Source organism: Lentzea sp. NPDC051208 (genome assembly GCF_040682435.1).
Lineage (GTDB): Bacteria > Actinomycetota > Actinomycetes > Mycobacteriales > Pseudonocardiaceae > Lentzea > Lentzea kristufekii.
This window is the reverse complement of record NZ_JBFBAW010000009.1, coordinates 1-17,698: the sequence shown is the minus strand read 5'-3', so window position 1 is coordinate 17,698 and position 17,698 is coordinate 1. Positions and strand designations below refer to the sequence as shown.

Annotated in this window: 18 protein-coding genes, 1 pseudogene and 1 riboswitch; of the genes and pseudogenes, 14 read left to right on the top strand and 5 right to left on the bottom strand. The window is 69.2% G+C overall.

Annotated features, from left to right (window positions below; all coding sequences use genetic code 11):
- Window positions 1-14: 14 nt before the first annotated feature.
- Genes AB0M48_RS22465 through AB0M48_RS22450 form a run of 4 tightly spaced genes read left to right on the top strand, consistent with a single transcriptional unit; the run spans window position 15 to window position 2,538 of the window.
- Window positions 15-290 carry a YggT family protein gene (locus AB0M48_RS22465; RefSeq protein WP_319977848.1) on the top strand — a complete coding sequence of 92 codons (276 nt, stop codon included), beginning with the start codon at window positions 15-17 and terminating at the stop codon, window positions 288-290.
- A gap of 48 nt (window positions 291-338) precedes the next feature.
- Window positions 339-1,154, top strand: coding sequence for a DivIVA domain-containing protein (locus AB0M48_RS22460; RefSeq protein WP_363845253.1), 816 nt, complete (start codon window positions 339-341; stop codon window positions 1,152-1,154).
- Between the two features lie 15 nt (window positions 1,155-1,169).
- The gene (locus AB0M48_RS22455) at window positions 1,170-1,658 is read left to right on the top strand and encodes a hypothetical protein (RefSeq protein ID WP_363845250.1); all 489 of its coding nucleotides are present in this window, start codon (window positions 1,170-1,172) and stop codon (window positions 1,656-1,658) included.
- Window positions 1,659-1,704: 46 nt separating this feature from the next.
- On the top strand, window positions 1,705-2,538 hold the full coding sequence (locus AB0M48_RS22450; protein WP_363845247.1) for a hypothetical protein: 834 nt from the start codon (window positions 1,705-1,707) through the stop codon (window positions 2,536-2,538).
- Here AB0M48_RS22450 and AB0M48_RS22445 read toward each other — a convergent pair.
- Together AB0M48_RS22445 and AB0M48_RS22440 are read right to left on the bottom strand one after the other, a co-directional pair.
- Window positions 2,522-4,204: a BTAD domain-containing putative transcriptional regulator gene (locus AB0M48_RS22445; protein WP_363845244.1), complete on the bottom strand. Its 1,683-nt coding sequence runs from the start codon at window positions 4,202-4,204 to the stop codon at window positions 2,522-2,524. The two genes, AB0M48_RS22450 and AB0M48_RS22445, sit on opposite strands and share 17 nt — an antisense overlap.
- Window positions 4,201-4,545 (bottom strand): DoxX family protein, encoded by a 345-nt coding sequence (locus tag AB0M48_RS22440; protein WP_363845241.1) that lies wholly within the window; start codon window positions 4,543-4,545, stop codon window positions 4,201-4,203. The genes AB0M48_RS22445 and AB0M48_RS22440 overlap by 4 nt, the downstream gene beginning before the upstream one ends.
- 247 nt (window positions 4,546-4,792) lie before the next feature.
- On the opposite strand from AB0M48_RS22440, the gene ileS reads away from it, so the two are divergent.
- The 4 genes from ileS to AB0M48_RS22420 all read left to right on the top strand — a co-directional run bounded on the left by ileS (window position 4,793) and on the right by AB0M48_RS22420 (window position 9,916).
- The gene (gene ileS, locus AB0M48_RS22435) at window positions 4,793-7,897 is read left to right on the top strand and encodes an isoleucine--tRNA ligase (protein ID WP_363845238.1); all 3,105 of its coding nucleotides are present in this window, start codon (window positions 4,793-4,795) and stop codon (window positions 7,895-7,897) included.
- 120 nt (window positions 7,898-8,017) lie between these two features.
- Window positions 8,018-8,962, top strand: coding sequence for a hypothetical protein (locus AB0M48_RS22430; RefSeq protein WP_363845235.1), 945 nt, complete (start codon window positions 8,018-8,020; stop codon window positions 8,960-8,962).
- Complete coding sequence (locus AB0M48_RS22425) at window positions 8,962-9,402, top strand: hypothetical protein (RefSeq protein WP_363845232.1); 441 nt, start codon at window positions 8,962-8,964, stop codon at window positions 9,400-9,402. Before AB0M48_RS22430 ends, AB0M48_RS22425 begins: the two co-directional genes overlap by 1 nt.
- A 70-nt stretch (window positions 9,403-9,472) precedes the next feature.
- A complete protein-coding gene (locus tag AB0M48_RS22420; RefSeq protein ID WP_363845229.1) occupies window positions 9,473-9,916 on the top strand; it encodes a hypothetical protein in 444 nt (147 codons plus the stop codon).
- Here the strand turns inward: AB0M48_RS22420 and AB0M48_RS22415 are convergent.
- Complete coding sequence (locus AB0M48_RS22415; RefSeq protein WP_363845226.1) at window positions 9,898-10,392, bottom strand: SRPBCC family protein; 495 nt, start codon at window positions 10,390-10,392, stop codon at window positions 9,898-9,900. The genes AB0M48_RS22420 and AB0M48_RS22415 overlap by 19 nt on opposite strands.
- 61 nt (window positions 10,393-10,453) lie before the next feature.
- On the opposite strand from AB0M48_RS22415, the gene AB0M48_RS22410 reads away from it, so the two are divergent.
- Entirely contained in the window at window positions 10,454-11,017 is a 564-nt protein-coding gene (locus tag AB0M48_RS22410) for a TetR/AcrR family transcriptional regulator (protein ID WP_363845223.1), read from the top strand.
- Here AB0M48_RS22410 and AB0M48_RS22405 read toward each other — a convergent pair.
- Window positions 10,990-11,925 carry a M28 family metallopeptidase gene (locus AB0M48_RS22405; RefSeq protein WP_363845220.1) on the bottom strand — a complete coding sequence of 312 codons (936 nt, stop codon included), beginning with the start codon at window positions 11,923-11,925 and terminating at the stop codon, window positions 10,990-10,992. The two genes, AB0M48_RS22410 and AB0M48_RS22405, sit on opposite strands and share 28 nt — an antisense overlap.
- 122 nt (window positions 11,926-12,047) lie before the next feature.
- On the opposite strand from AB0M48_RS22405, the gene AB0M48_RS22400 reads away from it, so the two are divergent.
- The 5 genes from AB0M48_RS22400 (at window position 12,048) to AB0M48_RS22380 (ending at window position 17,529) form a co-directional block, all read left to right on the top strand.
- On the top strand, window positions 12,048-13,526 hold the full coding sequence (locus AB0M48_RS22400) for a potassium/proton antiporter (RefSeq protein ID WP_363845217.1): 1,479 nt from the start codon (window positions 12,048-12,050) through the stop codon (window positions 13,524-13,526).
- Between the two features lie 72 nt (window positions 13,527-13,598).
- A riboswitch (SAM riboswitch) is annotated at window positions 13,599-13,713 on the top strand.
- 33 nt (window positions 13,714-13,746) lie between these two features.
- Window positions 13,747-15,102, top strand: coding sequence for an aminotransferase class V-fold PLP-dependent enzyme (locus tag AB0M48_RS22395; protein WP_363845214.1), 1,356 nt, complete (start codon window positions 13,747-13,749; stop codon window positions 15,100-15,102).
- A gap of 23 nt (window positions 15,103-15,125) precedes the next feature.
- Window positions 15,126-15,875, top strand: coding sequence for a signal peptidase II (gene lspA / locus AB0M48_RS22390; RefSeq protein ID WP_363845211.1), 750 nt, complete (start codon window positions 15,126-15,128; stop codon window positions 15,873-15,875).
- Between the two features lie 99 nt (window positions 15,876-15,974).
- Complete coding sequence (locus AB0M48_RS22385; protein WP_363845965.1) at window positions 15,975-16,859, top strand: RluA family pseudouridine synthase; 885 nt, start codon at window positions 15,975-15,977, stop codon at window positions 16,857-16,859.
- A 73-nt stretch (window positions 16,860-16,932) separates the two neighbouring features.
- Window positions 16,933-17,529 (top strand): NAD(P)-binding oxidoreductase, encoded by a 597-nt coding sequence (locus AB0M48_RS22380; RefSeq protein WP_363845208.1) that lies wholly within the window; start codon window positions 16,933-16,935, stop codon window positions 17,527-17,529.
- Here AB0M48_RS22380 and AB0M48_RS22375 read toward each other — a convergent pair.
- Window positions 17,526-17,698 (bottom strand): annotated as a pseudogene (locus AB0M48_RS22375) (IS630 family transposase); the annotation flags it as partial. The gene AB0M48_RS22380 and the pseudogene AB0M48_RS22375 overlap by 4 nt on opposite strands.

The following is a 17,698-nucleotide window of genomic DNA, read 5'->3' as shown; positions in this document are numbered from 1 at the left end:
GAGCCGTGGACCCCATCCGTCTCGTCATCTTCTACGTCCTGTTCGCGTTCTCCCTGTTCCTGACCGCGCGTGTCGTGGTCGAGATGGTGCGGACGTTCGCGAGGGAATGGCGCCCAGCTGGCGGCGTAGCCGTGACGCTTGAGACCGTCTACACGGTCACCGACCCACCGGTCCGTTGGCTCCGCCGGGTGATCCCGACGGTGCGGATCGGGGGCGTCGGGCTGGACCTATCGATTATTGTGCTGTGGCTAGTCGTTATCATTCTGATGCGATTCGCAGATCCCAGGTGACGGGGAACCGTGGGATGACCGCAGCCCAGGAGTGCGAGAGGTGATCCGATGCCGTTGACCCCCGCTGATGTGCACAATGTTGCATTCAGCAAGCCGCCGATTGGCAAGCGGGGCTACAACGAGGACGAGGTGGACGCGTTCCTCGACCTGGTTGAGGGCGAGCTCGCCCGCTTGATCGAGGAGAACAACGACCTCCGTCAGCAGGTCGAGCAGCTCGACCAGCAGCTCGAGACGTCGCGTGCCGACCTCGACGACGCGCGAGCGAAGGCCGCTGCCAGCCCCATGACGAGCCGTATGCCGGTGGAGGAGCCGCGCCGCCTGGCGCCGGTCCCGCCGCCCTCGGTCATGGAGCAGACGTCCCCCGGTGGTGGCGGAGACCACCACGTGCAGGCCGCGAAGGTCCTGGGCCTTGCCCAGGAGATGGCGGACCGGCTGACGGGCGAGGCGAAGGCCGAAGCGGACGGCATGCTGTCCGAGGCGCGCACGAAGTCCGAGCAGCTGTTGTCCGAGGCCCGTGCCAAGGCCGACACGATGGTCAACGAGGCGCGCACGCGTGCCGAGACCATGCTCAACGACGCGCGGACGCGTTCCGAGACGCTGGAGCGGCAGGCCCGTGAGAAGGCCACCGCGCTGGACCGTGACGCGCAGCGCAAGCACGCTGAGGTGATGGGCAACATCACCCAGGAGAAGAACACGCTCGAGAAGCAGATCGACAAGCTGCAGACGTTCGAGCGCGAGTACCGCACGCGACTGAAGACGATGCTCGAGTCGTCCCTGCGCGACCTCCAGGACCGCGGCCCGGCCGCTCCGTCCGAGGGTCGTTCCCAGGGCTACTCCTTCGGCGCACGTGCCGAAGCGGGCTGAACTACTGTTCGCTAGGTGCTCTTCGTAGTTCTACTTCTGGTGCTGGCAGCCCTCGGGTTGCTCGTCCCTGCGCTGGCCACGTCCAACACGATCTGGGCGTGGTCGTCCGTGGGAGCGAGCGTGCTCGCCGCCCTGGTCCTTGCTTGGGACTGGTGGCGGAGACGGCCGGGGGACCCCGCTGCCGACACGCAGAGTGTAGATCAACTAGCTGCAGTTGATGATCAACGGGTGGTGGAGCCGGCGGTAGCCGACACGCCGTCCGCTGACGAGGAACCACCGGAAGAGGACACCGACGCGGCGGACCTGCTCGTCGTGGCCGATCTGGTGGATGAGGTGCGGGTGCTGGACGAACGGCCCCGATACCACCTGAGTTCGTGCTCCTGGCTTGCCGGGAGGCCCACGCTGGGCCTCCCGGTGCAGGAGGCACGGCAGCTGCAGTTCACGCCTTGCGCCCTGTGCACCCCTGATGCGGTGCTGGTCCGCAGGAGCCGTACCGGCGGCTGAGTCCGTTTCGCGGACGAGCGGTGCGGTCTGGCGGTAGGAACGAGCCATGAGGCTGAGAGCCCTGGCCGTCGTTTCCGCGTTCGTCCTCGCCGGTGCAGCCCCAGCGACCGCACAACCCGAGCTGGATCAGTGCGTGCCCGCGGATCTGCGTCATGACGCGATCAGCTTCAGAGCCGACGACCACGTCGTGTTGCGTGGACTGGTGCTGGGCAGCGGATCCAGTGGCGTGCTGCTCACACCCGGCACTGGCGAGTCTCTCTGCGCGTGGCTGCCGTTGGCCCGGCAACTCGCGGACGACGGCTACCAGGTGTTTCTCCACCAGGTGCGGGCCGGGGTCGTCCCGAGGGGCGAGTACCGGTACGGCTTGGACGTGATGGGCGCCGCGCGGGAGCTCCAGCGTCGTGACGCGACCTCGATCGTGGCCGCCGGGGCCGGCACCGGTGCCACCGCTGTCGCCGCGACAGCCGAGAAGATCTCCGGCCTGAAGGGGCTGGTCCTGCTCTCCCCGTTCGCGGTCACCAGGCAGGGCACGGAACTCGACGCCGTGGCAGGAGTCAGGGCGGTCGACGTGCCGGCCTTCGTCGCCGCGGCGCAGAACGACGACATGGCCGGCGAAGCACGCGAGGTCGCCGGGGCCGCGCCGGACAGCAGGCTGAAGATCGCGCCGGGCGCGGCGTCCGGGGCGGCGCTGACCGCGGACTCGTCGATGCGGGACGAGGTGCGCGCCTTCGTCCGCGAGGCCATGCCCCCGCGCACTCTCCTCGAGCGCTGGACGTTGCCGATCAGCGGCGTTGTGCTGCTCGCACTCGTGGTGGCCGGAGTGGTCGTGCTCCGCAGACGGAACACGACCACCCCTCCCGACCTCAGCGCCGGTAGCTGACCTTCGCGCGGAACGTGGTGTTCGGCTGGTCCTCGTAGTGGTGCTCGATCGCGGCGTCGAACTCCGAGATCAGACCCTCGTCGTTGTAGGCGATGTGCTCGACGGCGAAGTCGCCGCCGTTGTCGTACCAGCCGAGGCCGCGGTTCACGACCAGGACCTTCTGGTTCTCGAAGTGGCCCTCCGTGATGCGCTGCCCGTCGTGGCGGTACAGCTGGATCATGAGGTACTCCCACCCGTCGGAGGACTCGCCCTTGATCCGGATGAGGTTGCCCTCCTCCGGGTCCTCGCGCACGGAGAACAGCTCCGGTGGCGTCCAGTTGCCGGAGCGGCCCTGAGTCGGGTGTGCCTCCGGGTCGGAGTCCCAGAAGAGATAGCCGGTGGCGTCGGCCGAGGCCGGTGTGGCGGTGGCGAGCAGTAAGGCCGTGGTGGTCAGAACAGCGCGAATCATGGTTACCCCCAGGGTGTCAGCGGATGAAGTCGACCCGAACCAGGAACGCGGTGAGCGGCTGGTCGCCGCAGGGCGAGTGCCAGAACTTCCACGTGATCCCCCAATCACCTCGTCGAGAAGTCTGGGGGAGGTGGAACTCGGCGCGCCATGAGTGGATCTACTCAGAGCACGACCGGGCGCGCGCCGTGGGCGGTGACGAGGCCTGGCAGGCGTTCGCGGCTCGTCACGACGACACGGCAGCGTGGTGTGCCCGGTATCAGCGGCACGACTTGCGCGGTGTCCGCGGCGTTGTCGAGCACGATCAGCATTCGCCGGTCGGCCAGCAACGTGCGGTAGAGCGCCGTCTGCGCGTGCGGCTCCGGCGGGATGCCGTCCGGGCTTGTGCCGAGCGTGGTGATGAACTCGCGGACGACGTCGGCCGGGTCGCTGGCCGGCCGGTGATCGCGACGATCGGACCGTCCAGGTCGAGGGCCGCGAGTTCGGCCGCCACGCCGGTGAAATCCGCGGGGGCGGCGGAAGTTGCCGCGGGCTCCACTGTGGACGCTGGACCAGCGACGCGTGCAGGTCGCGCAACGCGGGACCGGGGTCGAGGCCCAGTTCGTCCGCGAGCCGATCGCGGAGCCGCGAGTAGTAGGCGATCGCATCGGCGCGTTGTCCGGCGCCGATCAACGCACGCATCAGTTGCACCGCAGGGCGTTCGTCGAGCGGACGTTCGGACGTGCGCGCGGTCAGCTCGGCAACCAGCGACACATGTTCGCCGGCGGCCAGGCGCGCGTCGGTGTGGTCCAGTTCGGCCGCGGCGATCCCACCCGCCAGCGTTTCGCGCAGACCGTCGAACCACGCGCCGTGCAGCCCCCCGAACGGTTCGCCGCGCACGAGCGGCATGGCCTCGGCAGGCCGTCCGAGCGCCACGAGAGAGCGGAAGTGATGCAGGTCGATCGACGCAGGGTCGGCCTCCAGCACGTACCCGCCAGAGCGGCGCACGATCGGGATACCGCCCAACGCCGCCCGCAACCGCGACACGTAGCTGTAGAGCGCGGCCTTGGCCTGCCGCGGCGGCACATCGCCCCACACCCGTGCCAGCAGCTTGTCGACACCGACGACCTGGTTGACGTCCACCAGCAACACCGCCAGCACGCTCAGCTGACGTGCGTGGCCCACGCCGACGAGGTCGGTGCCCCGCCGGACCTCGGGCGGGCCGAAGAGGTGGAACCTCACCGGTCCAAGAACAGGAGCATGATCAGCAACGCGAGCAGCGCGAGGTCCACGACGACACCCGTGGGCTTCGAGTCGTACCGCAACCGCGTGATCGTGGCACCGACCATCAGCAGCCCGAGGCCGACGGCGGCCGCGTGCGCCACCCATTCCCACGTGAACAGGCCGACGACGAGACCCGCCGCGCCCGCCCACTCCAGCGCGCCGATGGTGCGCCACAGCGCCGGGTTCATCCGGAAGTGGTCGCGTGCCTCGAGTGACGCCTTCGCACCGAACAGCTTGCCCGCGCCTGTCGCCACGAACAGCAGGGCCAGCACGATCGACAACGCGATGGTCAACGTCATCGGCCGAGCATACGGTTTGCGCCTCCGGTTACCCTGTAACTCACAGGCACCGATCCGGCCATCACCGGGGAGCCTCCGGAAGAACGGATGCGCGAGCATCTCAGTAGAACCGGACGGGACCGGCCCGTCACAGCCGAAGAACGAGAGGCTCGCCGTCAGGCGGGCAAGCGGGGTGGTACCGCGGCAGGCCGAGCCACATCGGCGTGTCGTCCTCGCGTGTCGCATCTGACCGCGAGGAGCAGTGAAGATGGCCTACCCCAGGGCCGGAGCGAACGAGGTCCCGGCGCAGCCGTCCTTTCCGAACCTCGAGCAGGACGTGCTCGGGTACTGGAAGGACGACGAGACCTTCCAGGCGAGCATCGACCGCAACCCGGCCGGTGAGCACGGCGAGAACGAGTTCGTCTTCTACGACGGCCCGCCGTTCGCCAACGGCCTGCCGCACTACGGGCACCTGCTGACCGGCTACGTCAAGGACGTCGTGCCGCGCTACCAGACGATGCGCGGCAAGCACGTCGAGCGCCGGTTCGGCTGGGACACGCACGGCATGCCCGCCGAGTACGAGGCGGAGAAGCAGCTCGGCATCACGCAGAAGCACGAGATCGACGAGCTGGGCATCGAGAAGTTCAACGAGGCGTGCCGCACTTCCGTGCTGCAGTACACGGACCAGTGGCGCGACTACGTGACGCGGCAGGCTCGCTGGGTCGACTTCGACAACGACTACAAGACGCTCGACCTCGACTACATGGAAAGCGTCATGTGGGCGTTCAAGGCCTTGTGGGACAAGGGCTTGATCTACGAGGGCTTCCGGGTGCTCTGGTACTGCTGGCGTTGCCAGACGCCGCTGTCCAACACCGAGACCAAGATGGACGACGCCTACCGGGACCGGCAGGATCCGGCCGTCACGGTGGCGCTGCGCCTGGAGTCCGGCGAGAAGGCCCTGGTCTGGACGACGACGCCGTGGACGCTGCCGAGCAACCTCGCCGCCGCGGTGCACCCGGACGTCGACTACGTGACGGTCGTGGGCTCCGACGGTGACAGGTACCTGCTCGCCGAGGCCCGTGTCGCGGCGTACGCGCGTGAGCTGGGCGAGGAGCCCGAGGTCGTCGCGCGCTACAAGGGCTCGGACCTGGTCGGCAAGAAGTACCTGCCGCCGTTCGACTTCTTCGTGGGCCGCGAGAACGCGCACCAGGTCCTGACGGCCGACTACGTGACGACCGACGACGGCACGGGCATCGTCCACATCGCGCCGGCGTTCGGTGAGGACGACAAGGTCGTGACGGACGCGGCGGGCATCGAGGTCGTCGTGCCGGTCGGGCCGGACGGCAAGTTCACCGCGGAGGTGGCGCCGTACCAGGGCGTGCACGTCTTCGAGGCGAACAAGCTGATCATCCGCGACCTCAAGGAAGCGGGCCTGCTGCTGCGTCACGAGACCTACGACCACCCGTACCCGCACTGCTGGCGGTGTGCGAACCCGCTGATCCAGCGCGCGCTGTCGGCGTGGTTCGTCGCGGTCACGCAGTTCAAGGACCGGATGGTCGAGCTCAACCAGCAGATCAACTGGGTGCCCGGCCACATCAAGGACGGCCAGTTCGGCAAGTGGCTCGAGAACGCGCGCGACTGGAACATCTCGCGCAACCGGTACTGGGGCTCGCCGCTGCCGGTGTGGACCTCGGACAACCCCGAGTTCCCGCGCACGGACGTGTACGGGTCGCTGGACGAGCTGGAGCGCGACTTCGGCGTGCGCCCGGACAACCTGCACCGGCCGTTCATCGACGAGCTGACGCGGCCGAACCCGGACGACCCGAGCGGTCAGTCGACGATGCGGCGCATCCCGGACGTGCTCGACTGCTGGTTCGAGTCGGGCTCGATGTCGTTCGCGCAGGTGCACTACCCGTTCGAGAACGCGGACTGGTTCGAGAACCACTACCCGGGCAACTTCATCGTCGAGTACAACGGGCAGACGCGTGGCTGGTTCTACACGCTGCACGTGCTCGCGACGGCGTTGTTCGACCGGCCCGCGTTCCGCGACTGCGTGGCGCACGGCATCGTGCTCGGTGACGACGGCCAGAAGATGTCCAAGTCGCTGAAGAACTACCCGGACGTCAACGAGGTCTTCGACCGCGACGGCTCCGACGCCATGCGCTGGTTCCTCATGGCCTCGCCGATCCTGCGCGGTGGCGACCTCGTGGTGACCGAGCGCGGCATCCGGGACGCGGTGCGCCAGGCGGTGCTGCCGTTGTGGAACTCCTGGTACTTCCTCGCGTTGTACTCCAACGCTTCCGGGAAGGAGGGCACGTGGCGCGTCGACTCGAAGAACGTGCTCGACCGGTACGCGCTGGCGAAGACGCACGACCTGGTGCGCGACGTCCAGACGGCGATGGACGTCTACGACATCTCCGGTGCGTGCCAGCTGGTGCGCGAGTACCTGGAGGTGCTGACGAACTGGTACGTGCGGCGGTCGCGGCAGCGGTTCTGGGACGGCGAGCAGGACGCGATCGACACCCTGCACACCGTGCTGGAGGTCGTCACGCGCGTCACCGCGCCGTTGCTGCCGTACACCTCCGAGGTCGTGTGGCGCGGGCTGACCGGTGGCCGTTCGGTGCACCTGACGGACTTCCCGTCGGTGTCGGACCTGCCGGCGGACGACGCGCTGGTCGCGGCGATGGACGAGGTGCGCGACGTCTGCTCGACGGCGTTGTCGCTGCGCAAGGCGAACAAGCTGCGCGTGCGGCTTCCGCTGGCGCGTTTGACGGTGGCGTCGCCGGTGGCGGGCTCGCTGGAGGACTTCGCCGGGATCGTGCGCGACGAGGTCAACGTCAAGGAGGTGTCGCTGTCCACGGACGTCGACGCCTACGGGCAGTTCCAGCTGGTCGTCAACGCGCGGGCGGCCGGGCCGCGGCTCGGGCCGAACGTGCAGAAGGTCATCAAGGCCGTCAAGGCCGGTGACTGGTCCGAGGTGGACGGCAGGATCGTCGCCGCCGGTGTCGAGCTGTTCGAGGGTGAGTACGAACAGCGCCTGGTGGCAACGGATCCCGCCGCCACGGCCGCTCTGCCCGGCGGTGCCGGTGTCGTCGTGCTCGACACGGTGGTGTCGCCGGAACTGGAGGCCGAGGGTGTCGCGCGCGACCTGGTGCGCGTGGTGCAGCAGGCGCGCAAGGACGCCCAGCTCGACGTGTCCGACCGGATCACGCTGACGCTGGAGCTGCCGGACGCGGTGCGTGCCGCGGTGGAGCCGCACCTGGAGTTCGTCCAGGCGGAGACGCTGACGACGTCGGTGGTGTTCGGCGAGGGCACGGCCGAGGGCACCGTCGGTGACGGCGCCAAGGTGAAGGTCGCTGTCGCCAAGGCCTGATCCATTCGAGTGAACCGCGGGGCCGCTGTCTTCGGATGGCGGCCCCGCGTCGTGCTCGCCGGAAAAATTGTCGGACACCCTCGCTACGGTCGAACCAGGCCAACTAGCAAGGGGGTTGCGATGGTCCTGACTGGGGGATGGCGCGTCTTCGTGGGCGCACTGGTCCTGTCGGCCGGTGTGGTGGTGCCCGCCACCGCGTCGGCTGATCCGGCGGCCGATCCGGTCGCCGCGTGCAGATCGTGGGAGTACGTCGAACTGCCGGTGCCGCCTGCCGTGCGGAGTCACGGCGTGGTGTCGGCGGCCGGCTCGTTCGCCGTGGGCACCGGGTCGTTCTGGTCGATGTCCGGCAGCACGGCGCTGGTGTGGAAGGACGGGCAGCTGGTCGACCAGCTGTCGTCCTTCCGCAACCCGTCGTGGGCGCAGGACGTGAACTCGTCCGGCGTGGTGATCCTGACCGCGCAGCTGTTCCCGGCCGCCGCGCGGTGGCGGGCGGGTGTGCCGGACTCGGTGCAGGGTCTGCAGGGCCTGCCCGGTGAGCACCGGGTCGAGGCTCTGGACATCAACGAGCGCGGCGACGTGCTCGGGCGTTCGGACGGCAAGCCCGTGGTGTGGCCGGCGGATTCCGCTGTGCCACAACGGGTTCCGGGCACGGACGCGTCGTGGATGCCGGTGGGCGTCGCCGACGACGGTTCGGTGCTGGCCACGTCGGGCGGCGTCGCGCACTGGATCCGCCCGTCCGGCGACGTCGTCCCGCTCGGCAGCGCCGAGATGAAGGCCGTGCGCGGGAACAACGCCGTGGGCGTGGCCGAGTCGAAGGTCGTCCGGTGGGACGTGTCCGGCGCGGTGAGTGAGCCGTACGCCTTCGCCGCGGAGGTCCTGGCGGTGAACTCGCACGGTCACCTGCTCGGCAAGACCACCTGGGGCGACACGGAGTTGTGGGCGGATCCCAGTGGTTCGCGTCCGACGCCTGGTGTACCCGCGTATCCCTCGTTGACCGACGAGGGCGACATCTACGGCACGGCCGGTACGTCCCCGTTGCTGCTCGACTGTGCGGGAGGGGAGTGATGAGGGTTCTGCTGGTCGCGTCCGTGAGCGTCTTGAGCCTGCTGGCTCCCGTACCGGCGTCCGCGGCCGGCTGCGCGTGGACGTCGACTGCTCTGCCTCTGCCCGAGGGGACGAGTTTCTCGCAGATCACCGGCGCCGCGATCGACGGCAGCCACGTGGTGGGCACTGGCGTGGCCACGCCGTGGCGCGACGTGGTCTTGCTGTGGCACAACGGTTCCGTGGAGTCACAGCCGCTGGCGCCCGGCGAGTTCGCGGCCGACGTCAACTCCTCGGGCACCGTCCTGATCAACTCCTCACAGGGGCGTGCCCGCCGTGCGGGAGTGGACCTGAACCCGTTACCAGGGGCCGGCTACGCCTTCGCCGTGGCGCTGAACAACTCCGGCACCACGGTCGGCAACTCCGGCCGCACGGTGGCGATCTGGCCCGGGGGACTCGGCTGACCCGCGTTCCGTCTCCGGCACCGACGACGGTGCGCACTGGACCGTCGCCGGCATCGACGAGCAGGGCCGCGTGGCCGCCTGGCGCTCTGGTTCGGCCGAGGAACCCACGCAGTCCTACGTCTGGGACGAGGGGGGCGAGCGCACCCTCTTACAACCGTTGCGCGGGCACAGCGAGACCAGGGTCCAGGGCATCCGCAACGGCCGGGTGGTCGGCTTCTCGGCGCAGGAGAACTGGGCGAACCCGATCGGCGTGGAGTGGGACCTGCGGGGTGGCCTCGTCCGCACCCTGGAAGGGTCGGCCGAAGCCACGCGCGTCACCTCGTCCGGTGACGTCCTGGGGCGCACGGTGGGAGAAGGGCACTTCCCCGGCCCGGCCGCGATCTGGCGCTCCACGGGCCAGTTCGACCAGCCTCCGGTGACCGCCGGCTACGAGGAGTTCGCGGACACCGGGTCGTTGTACGGCTGGTCGTACAGCGAGGGCACCTACACGCCGGTTCACGCGCGCTGCGAGTGATCCTGATGTGCGTGACCGGGCTGTGAGCGACCGGGCCGTGCCCGTGGAGTGAACAACCGCCGCACCAGCCTGACCCAGGGCGACCATCGGGCTGGTGCGGCGGGCTCGCGGCCCGCCGCGCGTTCGCAGGCGTCGAACAGGTCCTCCAGGCACGCGTCGTGCAGCCATCTGATCGCCAGCGCCCAGCGCAGCCGGTCCTCGAGGCCGAACCGGCCGATCAGCTCGTGCCGCAGGACCGTGCCGGACGCCGAGAGCGTGTGGCTGCCCGACATGTCGGAGAACTCGAAGGTGACCGACTCGCCGGGGACGAACTCCGTGCAGTGGTACCGGATCGGGCCGTGCCCGCCGTCCGCGCCGATGCCCAGCGGACGGTCGAACGCCAGCTTGCCCCAGGCGGGTGGCCAGAGTTCCTGGATGCGCTCGACGAACGGGCCTGCGGGCACGCCCAGGTCGCGGGTGTGGACGTTCTTGATCATGTGCATCCCCTCCATACGCTGCCGTATGTTCCTGGAACGTACGCTAGCGTACGGAAGTGTGGTGCGGCGAAATCGTGACGACTGGACTGAGATAGCGCTGAGAGCGCTGGCCGAAGGCGGGCTTCAGGCCGTCGCGATCGAGCCCTTGGCGGCGCGGGCCGGGGCCACGAAGGGGAGCGTCTACCACCACTTCCCGAACCGCGAGGCGTTGCTGAAGGCGACGGTCGAGCGGTGGGAGCGGGAGCACACCGAGAAGGTCATCGAGCTGGCCGAGTCCGGGAGGACCCCGCACGAGAAGCTCAGGACGCTGTTCACCGTGGTGCTCGACCAGACCCGCAAGGGGTCGGTGGAGATGGCGTTGCAGGCTGGCGCGGGCAACGAGGTGATCGCTCCGGTCCTCCAGCGCGTCACCGTGAAGAGGATCGGCTACCTGACCGAGTTGTTCGAGCAACTCGGGTTCGACCAGGAGCACGCGAAGAAGCGTGCGCTCATCGCGTTCAGCCTCTACCTGGGGCAGGTGCAGATGTGGGCGACCCTGCCCGGCCTCGTCGAACCGGTGCTCGACGAGGCCGTGCAGGTGCTCACGCAGAAGTCAGATCAGGCCGCGGTCGCCCACAACGCGTAGGCGATCACGTCCGCGTTGCGGTCGAGCGCCGTGGCGTTGACGTTGGACGTCGTGTCGCAGGAGCGGTGGTAGCAGCGGTCGAAGGCCTGGCCGGCCGTACCGCCCCACTTCCGAGCCTGGGCCGCGGTCTTGGTCTGCTCGGCGCCGGTGAACGTGCCTCCGGTCGCGATGCCCTCCTGTGCGAACGCCGCGTGGTCGGAGCGGCCGCCGACGTTGGTCAGCTCGGTCTGGACGCCGATCGAGGTGAAGCCCTCCTGCAGCCGCTGCTGCAATGCCACCGAACCGGGGGGCTGGCGGTCGGAGCCGTTGTAGACGAAGTAGCCGGGGTTCGGCGAACCGGTCATGTCGAAGTTCAGGTACGCCTTGATCCTCGACTTCTCGTTGGTGGACAGGGATTTCACGTAGAACGTCGAGCCGCGCAGCCCGAGTTCCTCCGCACCCCACCAGCCGAACCGCACGTGCTTGGTCGGCTGGAAGTTCGTCGCCTTCATCTGGAGGGCGACCTCCAGGATCGACGCGGAGCCCGTGCCGTTGTCGTTGATGCCGGGGCCCGCCGTGACGCTGTCGAGGTGGCCGCCCAGCATGACGACGTTGTTCAGGTCGCCGCCGGGGTAGTCCGCGATCAGGTTGTAGCCGGTGGCGCCGTTGTAGGTGAACGACTGGACGCGCGTCGTGAAGCCGGCCGCGTCGAGCTTGCTCTTCACCCAGTTGATCGAGGCCAGGTACCCCGGTCGTCCGTGGGCGCGGTTGCCGCCGTTGGAGTTGGCGATCGACTGGAACTGGTTCAGGTGTGCTTGGACGTTCGCGACGTTGATGTTCGGTGCGACGAGAGCCGCGGGTGCCGCCGCCTGTGCGGTGGTCGCTCCGGTCACCATCAAGGCGGCCGCCAGCGCGATCAGGATCCTCATGGTTCAACTCCGTGCAGGGTTAGGGATTGAGCCACTGATCAACATGCTCCTCCGTGCATGAGCCCGGTAGAGGCGATCGTCGGATTCGTCGGAATCGGTGGTGATCAACCAGAATGGTCCAGGTGGGTGACGTCACGGTCGTTCTGGGCATCGGCGCGGCCGTACTGCTGATCTCCGTGATCGCGGTGCGGGTGTCGACCCGGCTCGGGCTGCCCTCACTTCTGCTGTACCTGGGCATCGGCGTGGTCCTCGGCGAGTCCGTCGTCGGCATCAGGTTCGACGACGCCGACCTCACCCAGTCCCTCGGCATCGCGGCGCTGGTGCTGATCCTGACCGAGGGCGGCATCACCACCCGCTGGAGCGCGGTGAAGTCCTCGCTGCGGCTGGGCGTCGCACTGTCCACAGTGGCCGTCGCGGTGAGCGTGGCGGTGACCGGAACGGCGTTGCACTTCCTGCTGGGCCTCGACTGGCGGATGGCGTTGCTGTGGGGCGCGGTCCTGTCGTCCACCGACGCGGCCGCCGTCTTCAGCGTCCTGCGCTCGTTGGGTGTCGGCGCACGGCTCACGGGCGCACTCGAACTGGAGTCCGGCCTCAACGACGCGCCGGTCTACATCGCCGTGGTGCTGCTGGCCTCCTCGGACCAGATCTCCTGGACCGCGCCACTGCTGGTGATCTACGAACTGGGCGCGGGCGCGCTCATCGGCGTGGCCCTCGGCTATCTCGGCGGGGCCGGGCTCAGACGCGCGGCGCTGCCCTCCACCGGTCTGTACCCGCTCGCCACGGTGGCGGTGTGCGTCATGGCCTACACGGCCGGCGACCTCCTGCACGCCTCCGGATTCCTCGCCACGTACGTCGCCGCGCTGGTCCTGGGCAACGCCCGCCTGCCGCACCGCGCCGACACCCTCTCGTTCGCCGAAGGCCTGGGCTGGCTCGCCCAGATCGGGCTCTTCGTCCTGCTCGGCCTCTACGCCTCGCCGTCGCGCCTGCTCGACGTGCTGTTCCCCGCGCTGGTCGCGGGCGTGGTGCTGACGTTCGTGGCCCGGCCGCTGTCGGTGGTCCTCGCCTCGCTGCCGTTCAAGGTGCCCTGGCGCGAACAGGCGTTCCTCTCCTGGTCGGGGCTGCGCGGCGCGGTGCCGATCGTGTTCGCGCTGATCCCGCTGATCCAGGGCGTCGAGGGCGCCCGCGAGCTGGTCGACGTGGTGTTCCTGCTGGTCATCGTGCTGACGGTGGTGCAGGGCACGACGCTGCCGTTCCTCGCGCGGCGGCTCGGGCTGGTGAAGGCAGGGGAGGCGCAGGAGGTCCAGGTCGACGCCTCGCCGCTCGACGAGCTGGGGGCAGAACTGCTGCAGGTGCACATCCAGCGCGGGTCGAAGCTGCACGGCGTCTACATGTCCGAACTGCGGCTGCCGACCGGGGCCACGGTCAGCCTCGTGGTGCGCTCGGGGAAGAGTTTCACGCCACAACCAACGACCAGGCTGCAGACGGAGGACCAGTTGCTCATCGTCACCACCGAAGAGGCGCGTGACGCTGCTGAGCGGCGTGTACGGGCCGTCGACAGGGCCGGCCGCTACGCCAGGTGGAAGGGCGAGACCGGCGATTAGTCGGTCTCCGAGGCTTCTCACCATGTGATCGGGTGTCGACGGAAGTGTCACCCTCCGCTAACGTCGTCGGCAGGTCATGAGAGCCAGCGTCAAGCCCAAGCTTGCTGGCCGGCAACCCTCCAACCGCGGTGGGGTGCCCTTGGTGAGGACCTGGTCCGGCGCGTGGGGCGCCGGTCAAGCGCGGGCCTTCGCTGGGGCCCCTGGCCTCGGAGGCAGCTCGATGACGCTCGCGATCACCCCTGGAACCACCACTTCCGTTCCGGCTGTCGTCGGCACCGACCTGCGTGTTCCCCTGGTCACCGGAGAGCGCGTCACCTACGCCAACCTCGACCACGCGGCGTCGGCGCCCTGTCTTCAGGAGGTCCGCGACGCCGTCGACGAGCTGCTGCCCTGGTACGCCAGCGTGCACCGCGGCGCCGGGTTCGCCTCGCAGGTCTCGACCCGCGTCTACGAGCAGGCCCGCGACCGCATCCGCAGGTTCGTCGGCGCGCACTCCTCCGACGCCGTCGTCTTCACCCGCAACACCACGGACTCGCTGAACCTGTTGGCGCGCAGCGTTCCCAAGAACACCGCCGTCGTGCTGTTCGACAGCGAGCACCACGCGGCGCTGCTGCCGTGGCGCGGTCCCCACGTCCAGCGCGTTTCCGCTCTCGCCGAAGAATCAAATACTGCGTCTGGTGCTGCTGCCGCTTTTGTTGTCGCACTGGACCGGGCTCTGGCCGCCGCCCCGGTCGGCCCTCGGCTCGTGATCGTCACCGGGGCGTCCAACGTCACGGGGGAGCTGTGGCCCGTCGCCGAGCTCGCGAAGGTCGCCCGCCGCCACGGCGCGCGCATCGCGCTCGACGCCGCGCAGCTCGCCCCGCACCGCCCGATCAACGCCCGTGAGCTGGGCGTCGACTACATCGCGTTCTCCGGTCACAAGATCTACGCGCCGTTCGGCGCGGGTGTGCTGGTCGGCCGCGCGGACTGGCTGCAGCAGGCCCAGCCGTACCTGGTCGGCGGCGGTGCCACGTCGAAGGTGACAGACCACGGCGACCGTCTCGGCGTGGCCTGGTCCGCTGTGCCCGAGCGGCACGAGGCAGGCAGCCCGAACGTCGTCGGCGTGCACGCGCTGGCCGCGGCCTGCGAGATCCTGTCGCGGCACTGGGAGCAGACCGTCGCGCACGAGCAGGAACTGCTGACGCGCCTGCAGAACGGCCTGCGCACCATCCCCGGCTTCCGCGAGCTGGCGATCCTGGCCGACGCGGACAAGGTCGGCGTCGTGAGCTTCACGATCTCCGGCTTCGACGCGGGCTTCCTCGCGGCGGCGCTGTCCGCCGAGTACGGCATCGGTGTGCGCGACGGCGCGTTCTGCGCGCACGTGATCGTGGGGCGTCTGGTCAAGCAGGCCGGATCGCACGAGGAACGTGCCGTGCGCGCGTCGATCGGCCTCGGCACGACGGCGGAGCACGTCGATCGTCTGATCGCGGCGCTGCGCACCCTGGTGACCGAAGGTCCGAAGTGGACCTACGAGCAGCGAGACGGCCGCTGGGTGCCGCAGGACGACAACCGAACCCTGCCGCCGTTCCTCGCGTAGTCCCTGTAGTGGACAATGACCTGGTGAGTGACGAGTCCAAGGCCGAGGAGAAAGCCTCCGGGAAGGTCGCTGACAAGCCGGCGGAAGCGCAGGTCAGCGACCCGGAGACGGTCGCGACGCCCGCGATCGTGGCCGAGGAGCCGGACGCGGGGGAGAAACCCGCGGCCTCCGCCGCGAAGGCGGAGGACGAGGACGAGTTCTCGATCTCCGGTTCGATCTCCGGCTCGCTGCCGGAACCGAGGACGAAGATCCTCGCGATCCTGGCGGCCGGCGTGCTGGCCCTCGACGTGCTCACCAAGGTCGTGTCCGTCGCGTTCCTCGAGGGCGCCGACCCGATCAAGCTGTTCGGCGGCGTGCTCTACCTGACGTTCGTCCGCAACCCCGGCGCCGCGTTCGGCATGGCGGAGAGCATGACGTGGATCCTCGCGCTGATCGCGTTCGGCGTCGCCGGGTTCATCGTCTGGATCTCGCGCAACCTCCGCTCCCCGAAGTGGGCCGTCGGCCTCGGCCTGGTGCTGGGCGGTGCCGTCGGCAACCTCGCCGACCGGCTCTTCCGCGAGCCGGGCCCGATGCGCGGCCACGTGGTCGACTTCCTGTCGCTGTTCGACCCGTACGGCCAGGTGTGGCCGGTGTTCAACGTCGCCGACATGGCGATCGTCGGCGGTGGCGTGACGATCATCGTCCTGTCGCTGCTGCAGCACGACTACGACGGCACCGTCCACAAGAACGCCGAGCCGCTCGTGGAGCAGGACGGTCTGCAGGAGTCGAAGTAGCCGCTCCTGGTAGTTTCAGCAGGTTCTGCAAGAAGAAGAAGGTCGAGGCCCCGCGTGAGCGGATACCGAACGCTGCCCATTCCCGACGGTCTGGACGGCATGCGCGTCGACGCCGGTCTCGCGAAGCTGCTCGGCTTGTCCCGCACCGTCATCGCGTCCATCGCCGACGCCGACGACGTGCTGGTCGACGGCCGGGTCGTCGGCAAGTCCGACCGGCTCACGGCCGGGTCGATGCTGGAGATCACGCTGCCGGCGCCGCCGCAGCCGGTCACCGTCCAGGCGATCCCCGTCGAAGGTCTGAAGATCATCCACGAGGACGACGACATCATCGTCGTCGACAAGCCCGTCGGGGTCGCCGTGCACCCGTCGCCGGGCTGGACCGGGCCGACCGTGGTCGGCGGGCTCCTCGCCGGTGGCCACCGCGTCGCCACGTCCGGAGCCGCCGAGCGTCAGGGTGTCGTGCACCGGCTCGACGTCGGCACGACCGGCGTGATGGTGGTCGCGAAGTCCGAGTCCGCGTACTCGGCGCTGAAGCACGCCTTCAAAGAGCGGACCGTCGACAAGGTCTACCACGCGATCGTGCAGGGCCACCCGGACCCGATCAAGGGCACCATCGACGCGCCGATCGACCGTCACCCCAAGCACGACTACAAGTTCGCCGTGATGCAGGACGGCAAGCCGTCCATCACCCACTACGAGGTCATCGAGGCGTTCCGCGCGGCGTCGTTCGTCGAGGTGCACCTGGAGACCGGGCGCACGCACCAGATCCGTGTGCACTTCTCGGCGCTGCACCACCCGTGCGTGGGCGACCTGACGTACGGGGCCGACCCGACGCTGGCCAAGCGGCTCGGCGTGACGCGGCAGTGGCTGCACGCGCGTCAGCTCGGGTTCCACCACCCGGCGGACGGGCAGTGGGTCTCGTACACGGCGGAGTACCCGGACGACCTGGCCATCTCGCTGGAGAAGCTGCGCGAAGAAGGCTGATTGCGTCTGGGTAAATCACCGGTTGACGACGTTGCACTTGATGTTAACCGGTGTGCTCAATAGCGTTTTCGGCATGCACCTGACAATTCTCGCGGCCTCCGGCCGGACCGGTCTCGCCCTCACCCGCCAGGCGGTGGAGCGCGGCCACACCGTCACCGCGATCGCCCGCGATCCGCTGCGGATCACCCTCGACCACCCGAACCTGCGCAAGGTCTCGGGCGACGTGGGCGATCCGGCCTCGATCGCCGTCGACCCGGACACCGTCGTCCTGTCCGGCCTGGGCGCGGACCGCCCCGGTGTGCTCACGGACGGCGCCAAGGCGGTGATCGCCGCCGGGCCGCGCCGGATCATCTGGCTCGGCACCTACGGAACGGGCGCCTCGGCCGAGGCGGCGGGTGAGGGCGCCGCCGTGCTGTGGAAGTTCTTCGGCGACCGCATCCCGGACAAGGTCGAGGCCGACAACGCCGTGCTCGCCGCCGGGGGCACCGTCTTCCACGCCGGGGTGCTCACCGACGAACCGGCAGGCCCCGGCCGCACCGTCGGCCTGGACGCCGCACCGCCGTTCGACCTCGGGGCCAAGGTCAGCAGGGAGACCGTCGCCGCCGCGATGCTCGACGAGGCCGAGCAACCGCGCTTCGCCGGCGCGGTCGCCCTGCCGCTAGCGGGCTAGTGTCCTGAGTTGTTAATTCGTGTGCAGTAGCGTGCGATGGAGTCGAGGATCTGGTCGGCGGTCTTGGTCCAGATATAGGGCCGTGGGTCGTCGTTCCAGGTCTCGATCCAGGCGCGGATGTCTCGGTTGAGCATGCGAACGCTGGTGTGGCTCGAGCGTTGGAGTTTCT

Excerpts from the sequence above, each read along its gene's own strand:
- AB0M48_RS22460 (WP_363845253.1), top strand. The coding sequence starts at position 339 with ATGCCGTTGACCCCCGCTGATGTGCACAATGTTGCATTCAGCAAGCCG.
- AB0M48_RS22450 (WP_363845247.1), top strand. The coding sequence starts at position 1,705 with ATGAGGCTGAGAGCCCTGGCCGTCGTTTCCGCGTTCGTCCTCGCCGGT.
- AB0M48_RS22440 (WP_363845241.1), bottom strand. The coding sequence starts at position 4,545 with ATGACGTTGACCATCGCGTTGTCGATCGTGCTGGCCCTGCTGTTCGTG.
- ileS (WP_363845238.1), top strand. The coding sequence starts at position 4,793 with ATGGCCTACCCCAGGGCCGGAGCGAACGAGGTCCCGGCGCAGCCGTCC.
- AB0M48_RS22430 (WP_363845235.1), top strand. The coding sequence starts at position 8,018 with ATGGTCCTGACTGGGGGATGGCGCGTCTTCGTGGGCGCACTGGTCCTG.
- AB0M48_RS22425 (WP_363845232.1), top strand. The coding sequence starts at position 8,962 with ATGAGGGTTCTGCTGGTCGCGTCCGTGAGCGTCTTGAGCCTGCTGGCT.
- AB0M48_RS22415 (WP_363845226.1), bottom strand. The coding sequence starts at position 10,392 with ATGATCAAGAACGTCCACACCCGCGACCTGGGCGTGCCCGCAGGCCCG.
- AB0M48_RS22405 (WP_363845220.1), bottom strand. The coding sequence starts at position 11,925 with ATGAGGATCCTGATCGCGCTGGCGGCCGCCTTGATGGTGACCGGAGCG.
- AB0M48_RS22395 (WP_363845214.1), top strand. The coding sequence starts at position 13,747 with ATGACGCTCGCGATCACCCCTGGAACCACCACTTCCGTTCCGGCTGTC.
- AB0M48_RS22385 (WP_363845965.1), top strand. The coding sequence starts at position 15,975 with ATGCGCGTCGACGCCGGTCTCGCGAAGCTGCTCGGCTTGTCCCGCACC.
- AB0M48_RS22380 (WP_363845208.1), top strand. The coding sequence starts at position 16,933 with ATGCACCTGACAATTCTCGCGGCCTCCGGCCGGACCGGTCTCGCCCTC.